The sequence below is a fragment of the Hyphococcus formosus genome (assembly GCF_046736345.1).
GTDB lineage: Bacteria > Pseudomonadota > Alphaproteobacteria > Caulobacterales > Parvularculaceae > Hyphococcus > Hyphococcus formosus.
The window spans coordinates 2521665-2535379 of the sequence record NZ_CP157210.1 but is presented as its reverse complement, the minus strand read 5'-3'; the positions used below and the strand labels follow the sequence as shown (position 1 = coordinate 2535379).

At 55.0% G+C, this 13715-nt stretch carries 11 protein-coding genes; 6 read left to right on the top strand and 5 right to left on the bottom strand.

Translation table 11 applies throughout. From position 1 onward, the window contains the following. The first annotated feature begins 139 nt into the window (after positions 1–139). Complete coding sequence (locus tag ABFZ83_RS11690; protein WP_411816734.1) at positions 140–907, top strand: sterol desaturase family protein; 768 nt, start codon at positions 140–142, stop codon at positions 905–907. Positions 908–1135: 228 nt separating this feature from the next. Beyond that, positions 1136–3262 (top strand): sodium-translocating pyrophosphatase, encoded by a 2127-nt coding sequence (locus tag ABFZ83_RS11685; protein WP_411816733.1) that lies wholly within the window; start codon positions 1136–1138, stop codon positions 3260–3262. A gap of 66 nt (positions 3263–3328) precedes the next feature. Here the strand turns inward: ABFZ83_RS11685 and ABFZ83_RS11680 are convergent, their stop codons facing one another. Beyond that, positions 3329–5077, bottom strand: a complete 1749-nt coding sequence (locus ABFZ83_RS11680) for a peroxidase family protein (RefSeq protein ID WP_411816732.1) — start codon at positions 5075–5077, stop codon at positions 3329–3331. A gap of 201 nt (positions 5078–5278) precedes the next feature. On the opposite strand from ABFZ83_RS11680, the gene ABFZ83_RS11675 reads away from it, so the two are divergent. Together ABFZ83_RS11675 and ABFZ83_RS11670 are read left to right on the top strand one after the other, a co-directional pair. After that, positions 5279–5971, top strand: coding sequence for an HAD family hydrolase (locus ABFZ83_RS11675; protein ID WP_411816731.1), 693 nt, complete (start codon positions 5279–5281; stop codon positions 5969–5971). A gap of 4 nt (positions 5972–5975) precedes the next feature. After that, positions 5976–7019 (top strand): threonine aldolase family protein, encoded by a 1044-nt coding sequence (locus ABFZ83_RS11670; RefSeq protein ID WP_411816730.1) that lies wholly within the window; start codon positions 5976–5978, stop codon positions 7017–7019. Here ABFZ83_RS11670 and hemH read toward each other — a convergent pair. Beyond that, positions 7016–8056, bottom strand: coding sequence for a ferrochelatase (gene hemH, locus ABFZ83_RS11665; protein WP_411816729.1), 1041 nt, complete (start codon positions 8054–8056; stop codon positions 7016–7018). The genes ABFZ83_RS11670 and hemH overlap by 4 nt on opposite strands. A gap of 186 nt (positions 8057–8242) precedes the next feature. Between hemH and ABFZ83_RS11660 the strand changes: the two genes are divergently transcribed. Continuing rightward, complete coding sequence (locus tag ABFZ83_RS11660; protein WP_411816728.1) at positions 8243–9262, top strand: hypothetical protein; 1020 nt, start codon at positions 8243–8245, stop codon at positions 9260–9262. Here ABFZ83_RS11660 and ABFZ83_RS11655 read toward each other — a convergent pair. Next, a complete protein-coding gene (locus tag ABFZ83_RS11655) occupies positions 9248–9574 on the bottom strand; it encodes a hypothetical protein (protein ID WP_411816727.1) in 327 nt (108 codons plus the stop codon). The two genes, ABFZ83_RS11660 and ABFZ83_RS11655, sit on opposite strands and share 15 nt — an antisense overlap. A 214-nt stretch (positions 9575–9788) precedes the next feature. Here ABFZ83_RS11655 and ABFZ83_RS11650 point away from each other — a divergent pair, with 214 nt between their 5' ends. Beyond that, entirely contained in the window at positions 9789–10604 is an 816-nt protein-coding gene (locus ABFZ83_RS11650; RefSeq protein ID WP_411816726.1) for an SDR family NAD(P)-dependent oxidoreductase, read from the top strand. 4 nt (positions 10605–10608) lie between these two features. Here the strand turns inward: ABFZ83_RS11650 and ABFZ83_RS11645 are convergent, their stop codons facing one another. Both ABFZ83_RS11645 and ABFZ83_RS11640 read right to left on the bottom strand, forming a co-directional pair. Continuing rightward, positions 10609–12903 (bottom strand): NADP-dependent malic enzyme, encoded by a 2295-nt coding sequence (locus ABFZ83_RS11645; RefSeq protein ID WP_411816725.1) that lies wholly within the window; start codon positions 12901–12903, stop codon positions 10609–10611. A gap of 118 nt (positions 12904–13021) precedes the next feature. Then, the gene (locus tag ABFZ83_RS11640) at positions 13022–13705 is read right to left on the bottom strand and encodes a Fe2+-dependent dioxygenase (protein WP_411816724.1); all 684 of its coding nucleotides are present in this window, start codon (positions 13703–13705) and stop codon (positions 13022–13024) included. Between the last annotated feature and the right edge of the window lie 10 nt (positions 13706–13715).

The window sequence follows — 13715 nt, the reverse complement described above, 5'->3', positions numbered from 1 at the left end:
ACAAATACGCTTGAACCCTATCATTGGTACGCCTACTTTCCCCGAGCTGTGATCGCGCTCGGCGGGATCGCATCCCTTAAGCTTTGGCCAGGGTCCGGAAAACGGCGATCGGCCCAAACAAATCGTGTCAGGTGCGCCAATGCGGCTATTTATCGGGTACAAAGCGTGGAAAGAGGAAGAGTATCTTCTCAACCGCATGACATTTGACGACCTCGTCAAAGCGTATGTGACCTATCCGGCAATTCAGGTCTATGCGTTGATCATTGTCGTCGCATTGATCGTTGGCATCGCCACGCTGACCTCTATCCCCTTGTTTTTGTTGGCAGTTGGCGCAGGCGCGCTCATGTTCCCGATTTCGTGGTACATCGTTCACCGCTTTATCCTGCACGGAAGCTGGATGTATAAAACGCCGTATCTGGCGCGTTTGTGGAAGCGGGTGCACTATGATCACCACCGGTTCCCGAATGATCTGTCGGTGCTCTTCGGTGGCTTGCACACGACGTTGCCGACCATCATTTTCGTTGCGGGGCCACTTGGCTATCTGATCAATGGTGTGTCTGGCGCGGCTGGCGCTATTCTGGGTACGGTTGTAATGACGTGCTACACAGAATTTCTGCATGCGGGACAACATCTCGCCTTTGAGCCAAAATCAAAATTCTGGAAAACCATCAAGGCACGTCACCTCGCGCATCACTTCCATAATGAAAATGGCAATTACGGAATTGCAGAATTTTTCTGGGATCGCGTCTTCGGCACCTTCTATGCGAAAACCGAAGATGCACCGCGTAGTGCAACAGCAAGAAATCTTGGTTACACAGACGAAACGGCCGTTAAATACCCTTGGGTTAAGGAGATGACGGACGCTGAACCAGAGAACAAACGGTCGATGCGTTCACGCGCCGCGTAACGCGTTTTCCCTACCTCCAACATTGATTTGTTTCCGACTTTGACGGTCCGGCCATACCGGACCGCCATAAGTTTTTGTTGATTTTAACCTTTTGCTTTGTCAGATTTTTAGATGACTTCACGAGGGGCGGGTTGAAGCGCGCGCGAATTCTCTTTCGTTGCTGCGGCCATACCTGGCACTGCCACTTAACAATCAGCAAAAAAATAGAAGATTGAGGAAGGGAACATCATGAGTTTGGAGCTTTGGGCGGTTATAGGGGCCGGTCTGCTAGCCATACTTTATGGCGCAATTACAGTGAAATCAGTTCTTTCACTTCCGACCGGGTCGGACCGCATGCGCGAAATAGCGGCAGCGATTCAGGAAGGCGCGAGTGCGTATCTAAAGAAGCAATATCAAACAATCACAATCGTCGGTTGTGTCGTCTTTTTGGTCCTACTTGGTGCCTTCAAGCTGGATTTCATTCCTGCATTTGGCTTCGCCATTGGTGCTGTTCTCTCTGGCGCAGCAGGTTTCATCGGCATGTTGGTTTCTGTACGGGCGAATGTGCGCACGACCCAAGCGGCCAGTGACAGCCTCGCCAAAGGTCTCTCCGTTGCTTTCCGCTCCGGCGCGATTACGGGCATGTTGGTGGCCGGCTTGGCGCTTTTGGGCCTCGCAGCATATTACGGCATTCTCACCGGTGTGCTTGGGCATGCGCCGGAAAGCCGTGCGGTGGTGAATGGTCTCGTCGCATTATCGCTTGGGGCTTCGCTCATTTCCGTATTCGCCCGTCTTGGTGGCGGCATCTTCACGAAGGGTGCTGACGTTGGCGGCGATATGGTTGGCAAGGTCGAGGCCGGTATTCCAGAAGACGATCCACGTAACCCCGCGACGATTGCGGACAATGTTGGTGACAATGTTGGTGATTGTGCTGGCATGGCCGCAGACCTGTTCGAAACCTATGTCGTGACCGTTGCCGCAACCATGGTGCTCGGATCAATTCTGTTCACCGCGGATGCTGCGCAATTCATGTTCTATCCATTGGCGATTGGAGCGGTCTGCATCATCACCTCAATCATCGGTACCTATTTCGTCACGCTCTCCAAGGGCTCAACGAATATTATGGGTGCACTCTATAAAGGCCTGATCGCCACGAGTGTGCTTTCCCTGATTGCGGTGGGCGGTGTGACCTTTCAGATGTTCGGATTCTCTGAACCGGTCGCTGAAACCAGTCGCGGCTTACCCTTTACCGGGCTAAGCCTATATCTTTGCGGCATCATTGGTCTTGTGGTCACCGGCCTGATCGTCTGGATCACGGAGTATTATACGGGCACTGAATATCGTCCGGTTAAATCGGTGGCGCTAGCTTCGGAATCCGGTCACGGTACCAACGTCATTCAGGGGCTTGCGGTTTCCATGGAAGCAACAGCCCTTCCGGCCATCGTAATCGTCGCGGCGATCATTACTGCATTTAACCTTGCGGGTCTTTATGGCATCGCCACTGCGGTGACGACCATGCTGGCGCTCGCCGGTATGATCGTGGCGCTTGATGCCTTTGGTCCGGTTACGGATAATGCGGGCGGTATTGCGGAAATGTCTGGCCTTGAGGGCTCTGTCCGCGATACCACCGATGCGCTTGACGCGGTCGGTAACACCACGAAAGCGGTCACAAAGGGCTATGCAATCGGTTCGGCGGGTCTTGGCGCCCTCGTTCTGTTTGCGGCCTATACGAAAGACATTGAGCATTTTGTCGCCCATCCTGCGGATTACCCGTTCTTCGCCGATGTGAATGTGAACTTCTCCTTGTCGGACCCTTATGTGATTGCGGGTCTGTTGATCGGCGGATTGTTGCCCTATCTCTTTGGTGGTCTTGCGATGCAGGCCGTTGGCCGCGCGGCCAGCGCCATCGTCGATGAGGTGCGCCGTCAATTCAAAGATAAGCCAGGCATTATGCAGGGTACGGAAAAACCAGACTATGCACGGGCGGTTGATATGCTGACCGGTGCTGCGATCAAGGAAATGGTGGTGCCGTCCATGCTGCCAATTTTCTCACCGATCGTGGTCTATTTCGTAATCCTCGCTGTCGCCGATAAATCAGCAGCGCTTTCCGCTGTGGGGGCCATGCTGATTGGTGTGATCGTCACCGGGTTGTTTGTGGCCATATCCATGACTGCTGGTGGCGGTGCATGGGATAACGCCAAGAAATATATCGAAGACGGAAATCATGGCGGTAAAGGATCCGAAGCCCATAAAGCAGCCGTGACCGGTGATACCGTTGGTGACCCCTATAAAGATACCGCAGGTCCAGCTGTTAACCCGATGATCAAGATCACGAATATCGTCGCCTTGCTGTTATTGGCGGCACTCGCGGGATAATCATTGATCCAAGAACGAAAAAGGGGCCCTGATGGGCCCCTTTTTTATAGGCGGAATATTCCGGCGTTATCTTTTCACGTAAAAGACATTCTTGGGAATTTCCCGGCGCTCAATATTGGTATTGGCACGGATAATATCCGCAAGCGTCACTTTCCGTATCATCGCTAACTCCATGCGGGTCAGGTCACGCTCATACCAGAACCGATCATGATCGCGCAGCATCGCAAATTGACGGGCGACGATGTGGGTGAAGGTCGGACCCAATTGCGATCCCCCACGGTCCATTGGCGGCTCGCAGATCCCGCCGACCCACAAATCAATATCGTCCACGGTCGCATAGGCTTCTGCCAGCGCGATTTGCAGGTCGCGATCAGGCGTTACATCGGCGAAAGTTTTGGCGCGACCCAGCCCCAGCCCTTCGCGCACATCATTATAAGATCCAATGCCGCGGTCTCGTCCGCGCTGTATGTTCAGGGCGGCAAGGTCAAACCCGCCCGCACCGGGAGGGCCAAATAGAAAATTCCGCAAATCATCGACAATCATATGGTCGAAGGTCTGACTTTTCTGGGCAGCGAGGCCCCGCAAAATCGGCTCTATATCGCGGCGCTTTTTCAATATATCGGGCGCATTAAAAAACGCATCCCGCAATGCCAGATGCCCGTCGCGGATCTCCGCCCCTTGTGCATTAAGACGCATGATATTCGGGTTGATAAGGGTGTGCCCAAGGCGATAGGCCGCGCCGGAAAATTCGGTGAATATCGTCGGATCTCCGGGCGTGTAACCGCGATAGCGTTCGATTGCGCGCTTTCCGATTAATGCCGGTAAAAACTCTTCATAGGTAATGACCTGAATCTCGGCGATCACCATGCGCCGGGCGGCCTGATAAATATCTTCGTCGCTGTACCATGGGCGCCGGTTGCGAATGATGTCGGCCCAGCGATTATGTTCGCGCACGAACAATGTATGCATGACCGTCAGGCCGACTTGCTCATTGGCGCGCACGTCACCGGCAATAAACAATTTCGTCGGATCGGGTGCGGCCCCATTGGCATTCGGCAGGTTGTCTTTGTTAAACGGCAATAAATCACCCGCGCTGGTTCGCAGTTTGCCATGCCGATGGGTGCGAAGGGCCTCAGCCCGCTCTTCTTCATTGCCATAGATCATGGATCCGTCGATCCACGACGTAAGCTCATTCATTTGCTCGCGCGGATTTAAAAGATCCGTACCCGTTGCACTATCGAATAGAGCGCGGTCAAAATGAATTGTCCGGTCGCCGGTATTGGCCGGGTCAAACCACGGATCCCCGAGCGGGACTTTGATGTCAAAGGACCGGTCGTCGCTAAGGACCCCGTCACCAAGGGTCAAATCATGGTCGATGAATTGCCCCCATTGCCATAAAAAATCGCTCGTCCCATAGGGGTTGGGTACGGATCGATCACCCTGCGCGACGACGAGATTGCTGATTTCGCGCGCGCTTTTGCGGTAGTGACCGGCCATCGCCGAAATGCCGTCTGCATAGTCGGGTGCGGTCATGCGCTGAAAGGGTTGGAAGGTCGCGCCCACCAGGGGTTGTGACTTATTATTGCCCGAACCGTCATAGTTGCGGACTTCCCGACCTTGAGAGAAAGCCGGTGCCATCGGTCCCAGTCGATCCCGAAGGCGCGCCCGGATTTCGGCACCGGTATCACGGGTGATATTCTGTGCTGGCCGCCTATTCGGATCTTTGTCCAGATTAACGGCGGATGATTGCTGCGTAACCGTTATCGCCAGTCCCAGAACGGCGAGTGCTGCGCCGGCGCGTAGTTTTTTATGCATTTGGATTGCCCCCCTTATACGCGGTAAAGCGCTCCCCCATGAGGTCATTGAAAACCTTATGATTGCGTATTTCAAGACGCCTAGGGGCAACACCGGCGAGGACTTTCACAAGGCGCTAGCCCCAGCCGATAGGACGTGGCATGTAGCGCTGCAATGGTTCAAGGCGTTCAGGCGAGGACGCAAAAACAGGTAGAGTTTAAAATGATTGAGGCAGTCATCTTTGATTGCGACGGTGTTCTTGTGGATTCTGAGGTGCTTGCGATTAGGGGCGAACGCGGCGCTTTGTTGGACTTAGGGCTGACTTATTCGCCCCAGGAATATGTCGAGAAATTTGTCGGCCTTCACGACGGGGCTTTTTTCGAGCAATTACGCGCGGACTATGTCGCGAAACATCAATGCGATGCGCCCGCTGATTTTGAAGAAACGATTTTGGCGAGCCGCGGCCGCGAGCGGCATCTGCTACAGCCGATCGAAGGGGCAGATCGTGCGTTGTCGGCGGCGCGCGACCGGTTCGGTCATTTAGGGGTCGCGTCGTCATCGCGGGCGCATTTCCTGAAATCGAAACTGGAGCGCACATCGCTTTATGACCTCGCCGCACCTCATGTTTATTCCGCAGACCTCGTTGCGCAAGGCAAGCCCGCACCCGATATCTTTCTTTACACGGCAGAAAAAATGAATGTCGATCCGGCGAAATGTCTGGTACTTGAAGATAGCGCGAATGGCGTCCGGGCGGCGCGCGCTGCAGGCATGACCGCTTGGGGTTTTCTCGGTGGCGGCCATTGTTATGACGGCCATGGAGATCGATTGATTGATGCCGGTGCGGTCACGACAATTGATAATTTCACGCGTTTTGTAACGGCGCTTGACGCAATGGGTGAGGCTACGCCAGCGTAACACTATGACTTTTGCTTCTGACAATTGGGCCGGTGCTGCCCCTGAGATCATCGCCGCTATTGCCGACGCGAATGAGGGGGCCGTTCCCGCCTATGGGGGTGATGACCTTACCAAACGCGTTGAACGACGCTTTGCCGAGATATTCGACTGTGATTTGTCGGTGTTTTTTGTGGCAACGGGCGGCGCGGCCAATGGGCTCGCCCTTTCGGTAATGACACCGCCTTACGCCATGGTCCTGTGTCACGAAGAAAGCCATATCCAGATGGATGAATGTGCGGGCCCTGAATTTTTCACCGGCGGCGCGAAGCTATTGCCCATAGCGGGCGCGGGCGGAAAATTGACCGTTGATGCCATCAGCAAGGCCCTTAGTGGCTTTCCCGAACGTCCGCCCCATGGTGCGCCAGCATCGGTTTTATCCCTGACCCAGGGGACGGAATGCGGCACCAGATATTCTGTGGACGAATTGAAATCGCTGACCAAGTTTGCCCATGATGCGGGGTTATTGGTGCATGTGGATGGCGCGCGGTTTGCAAATGCGGTTGCTGCGTCCGGCAAAAGCCCGGCAGACCTTAGCTGGCGGTCTGGTGTTGATGTGCTGTGTTTCGGCGGTACAAAAAATGGCTGCATCGCCGCAGAAGCCGTGGTGTTTTTTGACAAAGACAAGGCGCACGATTTTGAAATGCGTCGCAAGCGCGCTGGGCATTTGTGGTCCAAGATGCGGTTCATTGCGGCGCAGTTCGATGCCTATTTAACGGACGATCTTTGGCTACGCCTTGCGGGACAGGCCAATCAGATGGCGGCGAAACTCTCCGCCGGGCTGGCCGCAATCGACGGAGTGGCAATTTCTTACCCGACCGAGATCAACGAAGTCTTTGCCTGTTTCCCGGATGGAATCGCAGAAAAACTGCGGGCCGAAGGCTATTGGTTATATCCGTGGATAACGCCCGGCGATCCGGCCAATGGAAAAATGAGCCGGATGATCACGTCGTTCCGCACCACCGACGAAGAGGTCGAGACGTATCTTGATCTGGTCCGTAGGCTGATTTAAACCCAGCCCGCGGCCTCGCGCCGTGCAATATCTTCAAGGATATTTATCATCTCAGGCGCATCGTTAAGGCAGGGGATAGCGGTGAACGCCTCTCCGCCTGCGTTGATAAAGGTTTCGCGCGCGGCAATATCAATCTCTTCAAGCGTTTCAATACAATCGGCCACAAAGCCCGGCATGATGACGGCAATTTTCTTTGTGCCGGTTTTCGCCAGCGTTTCTATTGTTTCATCGGCGGCGGGCTCAAGCCATTTTTCGCGACCAAATTTTGATTGAAAGGCGAGCGGGGCGAACGCCTCCGACCACCCCATTTCTGCCCGTAATAGCCGCGCGGTTTTTGCGCAATGACAGTAATAGGGGTCGCCAGCGTCGAAATAGCGTTGCGGCAGCCCGTGAAATGACAGCACGACCTTCTCCGGCTGCCAGCCGATGGACGCAAAATGCTGGCGCGTGGTTTTCGCAAGCCCTTCGATATAGGCAGGAAGATCATGAAAGGCCGGCGCGATCCGTATGGCTGGCTGCCAGCGCATGGCGCGCACGGCGTCAAAAACATCGTCGGTCACGCTGGCGGTCGTGGTCGCGGAATATTGCGGATAGAGCGGTACGACCAAGATCCGGGTACACCCATTCTTTTTCATCAAGTTGAGCTTTTCCGTGATCGACGGCTTGCCGTATCGCATGGCCCAATCAACGCTCACTTGGCCTAATCGCTCGCCTAATTTCTCAGCCTGCTGCCGAGTGTAATAGCGCAAGGGGCTTTCATCGCTCTCTTCGCGCCAAATTTTCTTGTAATTTCGAGCAGTTGCCGCCGGGCGGATATTCAAAATGACCCCATGCAGAACCGGGAGCCACAAGGCCCGGGGCAGGTCAACAATGCGCTGATCGCTTAAAAATTGCCGCAGATAAGTCCTGACCGCGCCAGCCGTGGGGGCTTCGGGCGTGCCCAGATTGACCAGCAAGACACCGACCTTCCCTTGAGCAATCGCCGGATGCGCGGCGGGTGCATGTTCGGGGCGTTCCGAGGATAAAGGCGTCGACATGGGCGATAAATCCTTAATAGGGGCGGTGCATTTTTCGCCTTTTCGCAAATAATCCGCCTTTTGTCACAATAGTGAAACATAAAAAATAGAGTGTGCGCGGAAATTGCCCCGCGCATGCCCTGTGCGCGAGAGCGCTGGGGCTTTGTCGTCATCCGGGAAATAAGCCGGGTCGGAAATAGGTCGGTTATGGACATTGATATTGGATTATGGGCGGCGATTGGCTTCATGTTCGCAGCTTATGCCGTTGTCGGAAATGATGCGCTACAGACTTTGGGGACCTTCATCAATTCCAACCGACGTCTTCCCTGGTGGGCGTTGTTTCTATTTGCGGCGACTGTGCTGATCGTTGTGTTCGCCTATGGCTATATTTCAAGCGGTGGCGATCCGTCCTATGGCCGTCTGAGCAACGTCAAAAAATATCCGATTTTTGAACCGCAATGGTATCACGCGCTGCCGCCACTGATGCTTTTATTCCTGACGCGTCTCGGCATTCCGGTTTCGACGACCTTCATGGTGCTGGCGATTTTTGCCACGATGGGCGGTATGCAGAGCATGCTGACCAAATCGCTGATTGGCTATGGTTTGGCATTTTTGACCGGTGGTGTTGTCTACGCGATCCTTGCGCCAACAATTGAGCGCTGGTTCCTGAAAACTGCTGATCAACAACACGCACCTTTCTGGGTTCTTCTCCAGTGGATCACCACCGGGTATCTTTGGGCCGTATGGCTTATGCAGGACTTTGCGAATATTTTCATCTTCCTGCCGCGCGGTGTTGATGCGGCGGGCGCACCTGCTTTGAACCCGGCCGAAGCCTCTGTTGCCGTGGCCGGCATCGTCTTGCTGCTGGCCTATACATTCTGGAATCAGGGTGGTCCGGTTCAGCGCATCTTGAAGTCGAAAACCAACGTCACCGACATCCGTTCGGCGACAATCATCGACTTCACCTATGCGTCGCTCCTGTTCTACTTCAAGGAACTCAACGACATTCCCATGTCGACGACATGGGTCTTCCTTGGCTTGATTGCGGGCCGTGAATTTGCGATCGCGACGATCGATAATATTCGCTCACCCCAAGCAACGGCCAAGATCGTTCTGTCCGATGCGACGAAGGCGCTCATCGGTCTCGTAATCAGTGTCGCCATGGGTGTCGGATTGCCGGTTCTGGCCGAAGTCCTCGCGACACAGGCCAGCTCAGTCCTTGGGTAATTTGTCTTTGACCTTGTAGCGGGCTTCGTCCTGATGGCGAAAACGCCTGCGCATATGGGCTGCCTCATCAAGCACCCGATAGGTTTTCCGTTGGGCCACATTGGCGCGGCTGTCATGAAACGCGGCTGAATTCCGGGCCGGACGATCTTTCATGCGATAGGCCCGGCGAGGCTTGGTATTAGCGGTTTCGGGGTCCTCTGCCAGCGCGAGCAAGCCGATCTGCCCCGGCGAGCCAGCTTTCACATTGGCCAGATACCAGATCACGACCACACCAAAGACCGTGACAATCAATAAAAATTCGAGACTATCCATGCCAAAACCAAAAAACGTCCGCCGGATTATAAGGTTAATGTATCGTTAAGGGAAATATTGCGGCGGGCAAAACGTCCCGCCCGCATTGGTGCAAAGCCTATGCTAGGCTTCGGTGGCGGTTTGCGGATTAACCAAAACCGCTCGCGGCTATTTACCAAAACCGCCAATAACCGGATGATGGCCGCAATTCGCCAGCAACCTTTGAAGTGGTCATATGGAATATCAGGGAAAATGGGCGCTCATCACGGGCGCATCCGCCGGGATCGGCGCGACCTTCGCGCGGGCCTACGCAGCTAAGGGCGCAAATATCATTCTGGTGGCGCGGCGCGAAGACCGCCTGACGGCGCTCGCGGCAGAGCTTGAAAAAGCGCACGGCGTCAAAACCAAGATAATTGCGGCGGATCTGTCGGTGGCCTCGGCCCCGCAGGAGATTTTCGATCGCTTGAAGGCGGATGCAACGCCGGTTGATATTCTCGTGAATAATGCGGGCTATGGCATGCCGGGATATTTTACCGAAAATGACTGGCCCGCCCATCGCGACTATCTTGAACTGATGTTGAATTCCTATGTGCAGCTCTCGCGATTGTTCCTACCCGGAATGATTGAACGCAACTATGGGCGCATTATTCAGGTCGCATCGGTCGCGGGGTTGGTGCCGGGCTCTGCGGGGCATACGCTTTATGGGCCGATCAAGGCGTTTCTGGTCAGCTTCGCCCAATCGCTCGCGGCGGAAAACGAAGGCAAGGGGGTGAAATCATCCGCGCTTTGTCCGGGCTTTACCTATTCTGAATTTCACGATGTGAATTCGACCCGGGGGCTCGTCTCGCAATTGCCGAAATATATGTTCATGGAAGCCGAGCCCGTGGTCGAGGGCGCGATCCGCGCGGTCGAAAATGGCCCGGTGGTTTACGTACCGGGCCGTTGGAACAAGTTCTCAGCGGGATTAATGCGGACAGTGCCGCGCACATGGGCACAGTCCCTCATGAAAAAACAGTCCGCCAGATTTCGCCGAAAGACCGGCGATAAATGATCGTTTAGGCTTTTTTCTCGGCCCAGCTGCGGTGTTCCGCATCCAGCTCATAAGCGGCCATGGCGGCGAGGGTCACGATATCGGTCACGCCTGCGCCGACTTGCGCGATCTGAACCGGCCGTTCGAGGCCGATCAACACGGGCCCAAGCACCAGCGCACCACCAATTTCACCCAATAGCTTGGTTGAGATGGCGGCCGAGTGAACCCCCGGCGTGATCAATACATTCGCTTCGCCTTTAAGGCGCGAGAACGGATAGATCTCCCGGAACTCTTCGTTCAGCGCCATGCGCGGCGTCATCTCGCCTTCATATTCAAAGTCTACATCCATCCGGCGATCGAGAATCTCAACCGCGCCGGCGACGCGGCGTGAATGTTCCGTATCCGGATTACCGAAGTTTGAATAGGAAACAAAAGCAACCTTTGGCGGGAAGCCCATATGCCGGGCAGCGTGCGCAACCTGCATGGCGATTTCCGCAAGGTCCTGCGAGCTTGGCAATTCGGTGACGTTCGTATCAGCGACAAAAAGCGTCCGCGTCTTGGTCAGGATGATGGAAACACCAACCATGCGCTCGCCGGGGCGCGGATCGAGCGCGAGGCGAACATTTGAAAGCGCGACATCATAGTGGCGCGTAACGCCCGTGACCATGCCGTCCGCATGACCATGCGCCAACATGCAGGCCGCATAGACATTCCGGTCGGTATTCACGAGGCGCTGTGCGTCACGATAAAGGTATCCTTTGCGCTGAAGGCGCTTGTAAAGATATTTCGTGTACAGCTCGTTATGGGGGGATGTCCGCGAGTGATAGGTCTCAAAACTGTGGTTCACCGGCAGGCCCGCATCAGCCAGCGCGTTTTTGATATGGTCGTCACGGCCAATCAGAACTGGCGTGCCGAGGCCCTCCTGCTGGAAAGCATAGGCCGCGCGGACCACCGCTTCTTCCTCGCCCTCTGAAAAGACAATGCGCTTCGGTTTTTCACAGCCGCGCAGGCTCGAATAAATCTTTTGCAAAAAGGATGCAGACGGATCAAGCCGAGCCGCCAGCGAGTTTTTATAGGCTGTAAAATCTTTGATCGGTTTGCGGGCAACGCCCGTATCCATGGCCGCTTTTGCTACGGCTGGCGGAATTTCGGATATCAAACGCGGATCGAATGGCGTCGGGATAATATAGCCTGGCCCGTAGCGAAGGCGCTTGCCATAGGCCGCCGCCACTTCGTCCGGCACGTCTTCGCGCGCCAGTTTCGCCAGAGCGCGCGCACAGGCAATTTTCATCTCGTCATTGATGGTCCGCGCGCGCACATCAAGCGCACCCCGGAAGATATAAGGGAAGCCAAGAACGTTGTTGACCTGATTTGCATAGTCCGAACGGCCGGTGGCGATGATTGCATCGCTACGCACTTCGCGGATTTCCTCGGGCAGGATTTCCGGTTTCGGATTGGCCATGACAAAAACGATTGGGTTTTTCGCCATGGATGCGATCATGTCTTTTGAGACCGCGCCCGCTACAGAAAGGCCGATGCAAACATCTGCGCCGTCCATTGCTTCGGCGAGGGTGCGTTTATCCGTCTCGACCGCATGGGCGGAACGCCATTGATCGAGGTCGCGCCCTTTGTAAAGAACGCCGCCGGAATCGCAGACCAGCGCATTTTCATGCGGGACGCCCATCGCCTTGACGAGGCCGATCACGGAAAGCGCAGCGGAGCCCGCGCCCGAAACGGCAATTTTGACGTCTTTGATCGACCGCCCGGTCAGGTCGAGGGCATTCAACAGACCGGCAGCGGCGATGATCGCGGTGCCGTGTTGGTCATCATGAAAGACCGGAATGTCCATCATCTCTTTGAGGCGCTGTTCGATGATGAAACTGTCCGGTGCAGCAATATCTTCGAGATTAATGCCACCAAAGGCCGGGCCAAGATAGCGAACGGCGTTGATAAAAGCGTCCGGGTCCTTCGTATCGACTTCAAGGTCGATGGAATCGATATCGGCGAAGCGTTTGAAGAGGACCGACTTACCTTCCATGACCGGCTTGGAGGCAAGCGCGCCAAGATCGCCCATACCAAGGATCGCCGTACCATTGGAGATCACGCCAACCATGTTGCCTTTCGACGTATAATCATAGGCGCTATCTGGATCATCGGCGATCTTCTGAACGGGCACCGCAACACCCGGCGAATAAGCAAGCGAAAGATCGCGCTGGGTCGCCATTGGTTTTGTTGGGTTGACCTCTAATTTTCCCGGTTTACCCCGGCTGTGAAAATCGAGTGCTTCGTCGTCAGTAAATTTTGTTGAATCGTCGTCCATGATAATCCGTCTTATGCCCGATGGTTATCTATTGAGGCATACGCGGCTCGACATTGGCCTGCAATCCTACTGCGGCAGGTTTTCGGCGGTTCTCGCCAATAATCTTGATAAACATTGCTTAAGTGTCAGCAAAACGACGCAATAGATTGTGGTAAACGCCCGAAAGGGTCAGTACCGCCGGATCATTCATGCCGCGTTCGGCGCCCAAGGTCTGGATGGATTGATCGAGATCGAAAAGCGTCGCCCGGTCTTCATTTGAACGCACCATGCTTTGCAACCAGAAGAAGCTGGCGATGCGCGCACCACGCGTCACAGCGGTCACTGAATGAAGGCTCGTTGACGGATATAGCACAAGATGCCCCGCAGGGAGTTTAACCTCCTGCACGCCAAAGCCGGTTTCAATGATCAGCTCGCCGCCATCATACTCGTCGGGGGCGGAGATAAAGAGGGTCGCGGATAAATCCGTCCGGATACGAACCGGCGTGCCCGAAACGCCGCGAATGGCATTATCCACATGGGCACCAAAGGTCTCCCCGCCTTCATATTTATTGAACAAAGGCGGGAATATTTTGTTGGGCAGGGCGGCCGAAACGAAAAGCCCATTTCGGCCCAGCGCATCAAGAACCAGATCACCAAGCTTCCGGGCAACCGGTGAGTGCTCATCAAGTTGCTGGTTCTTTTTCGCTTGCGCAGATTGTGTGCCTGCGGTTGTGCGACCATCAATCCAGGATGCCCGGTCCAAATTGTCGCGAAACAGGGCGACTTCATCAGCGTTAAGAACATCCGGGATTGTGATCAGCATGGTTTTTAGC

Bases quoted from the DNA above. Each gene is read 5' to 3' on its own strand.
- ABFZ83_RS11690 (WP_411816734.1), top strand. From the start codon at position 140: ATGCGGCTATTTATCGGGTACAAAGCGTGGAAAGAGGAAGAGTATCTT.
- ABFZ83_RS11685 (WP_411816733.1), top strand. From the start codon at position 1,136: ATGAGTTTGGAGCTTTGGGCGGTTATAGGGGCCGGTCTGCTAGCCATA.
- ABFZ83_RS11680 (WP_411816732.1), bottom strand. From the start codon at position 5,077: ATGCATAAAAAACTACGCGCCGGCGCAGCACTCGCCGTTCTGGGACTG.
- ABFZ83_RS11675 (WP_411816731.1), top strand. From the start codon at position 5,279: ATGATTGAGGCAGTCATCTTTGATTGCGACGGTGTTCTTGTGGATTCT.
- ABFZ83_RS11670 (WP_411816730.1), top strand. From the start codon at position 5,976: ATGACTTTTGCTTCTGACAATTGGGCCGGTGCTGCCCCTGAGATCATC.
- hemH (WP_411816729.1), bottom strand. From the start codon at position 8,056: ATGTCGACGCCTTTATCCTCGGAACGCCCCGAACATGCACCCGCCGCG.
- ABFZ83_RS11660 (WP_411816728.1), top strand. From the start codon at position 8,243: ATGGACATTGATATTGGATTATGGGCGGCGATTGGCTTCATGTTCGCA.
- ABFZ83_RS11655 (WP_411816727.1), bottom strand. From the start codon at position 9,574: ATGGATAGTCTCGAATTTTTATTGATTGTCACGGTCTTTGGTGTGGTC.
- ABFZ83_RS11650 (WP_411816726.1), top strand. From the start codon at position 9,789: ATGGAATATCAGGGAAAATGGGCGCTCATCACGGGCGCATCCGCCGGG.
- ABFZ83_RS11645 (WP_411816725.1), bottom strand. From the start codon at position 12,903: ATGGACGACGATTCAACAAAATTTACTGACGACGAAGCACTCGATTTT.
- ABFZ83_RS11640 (WP_411816724.1), bottom strand. From the start codon at position 13,705: ATGCTGATCACAATCCCGGATGTTCTTAACGCTGATGAAGTCGCCCTG.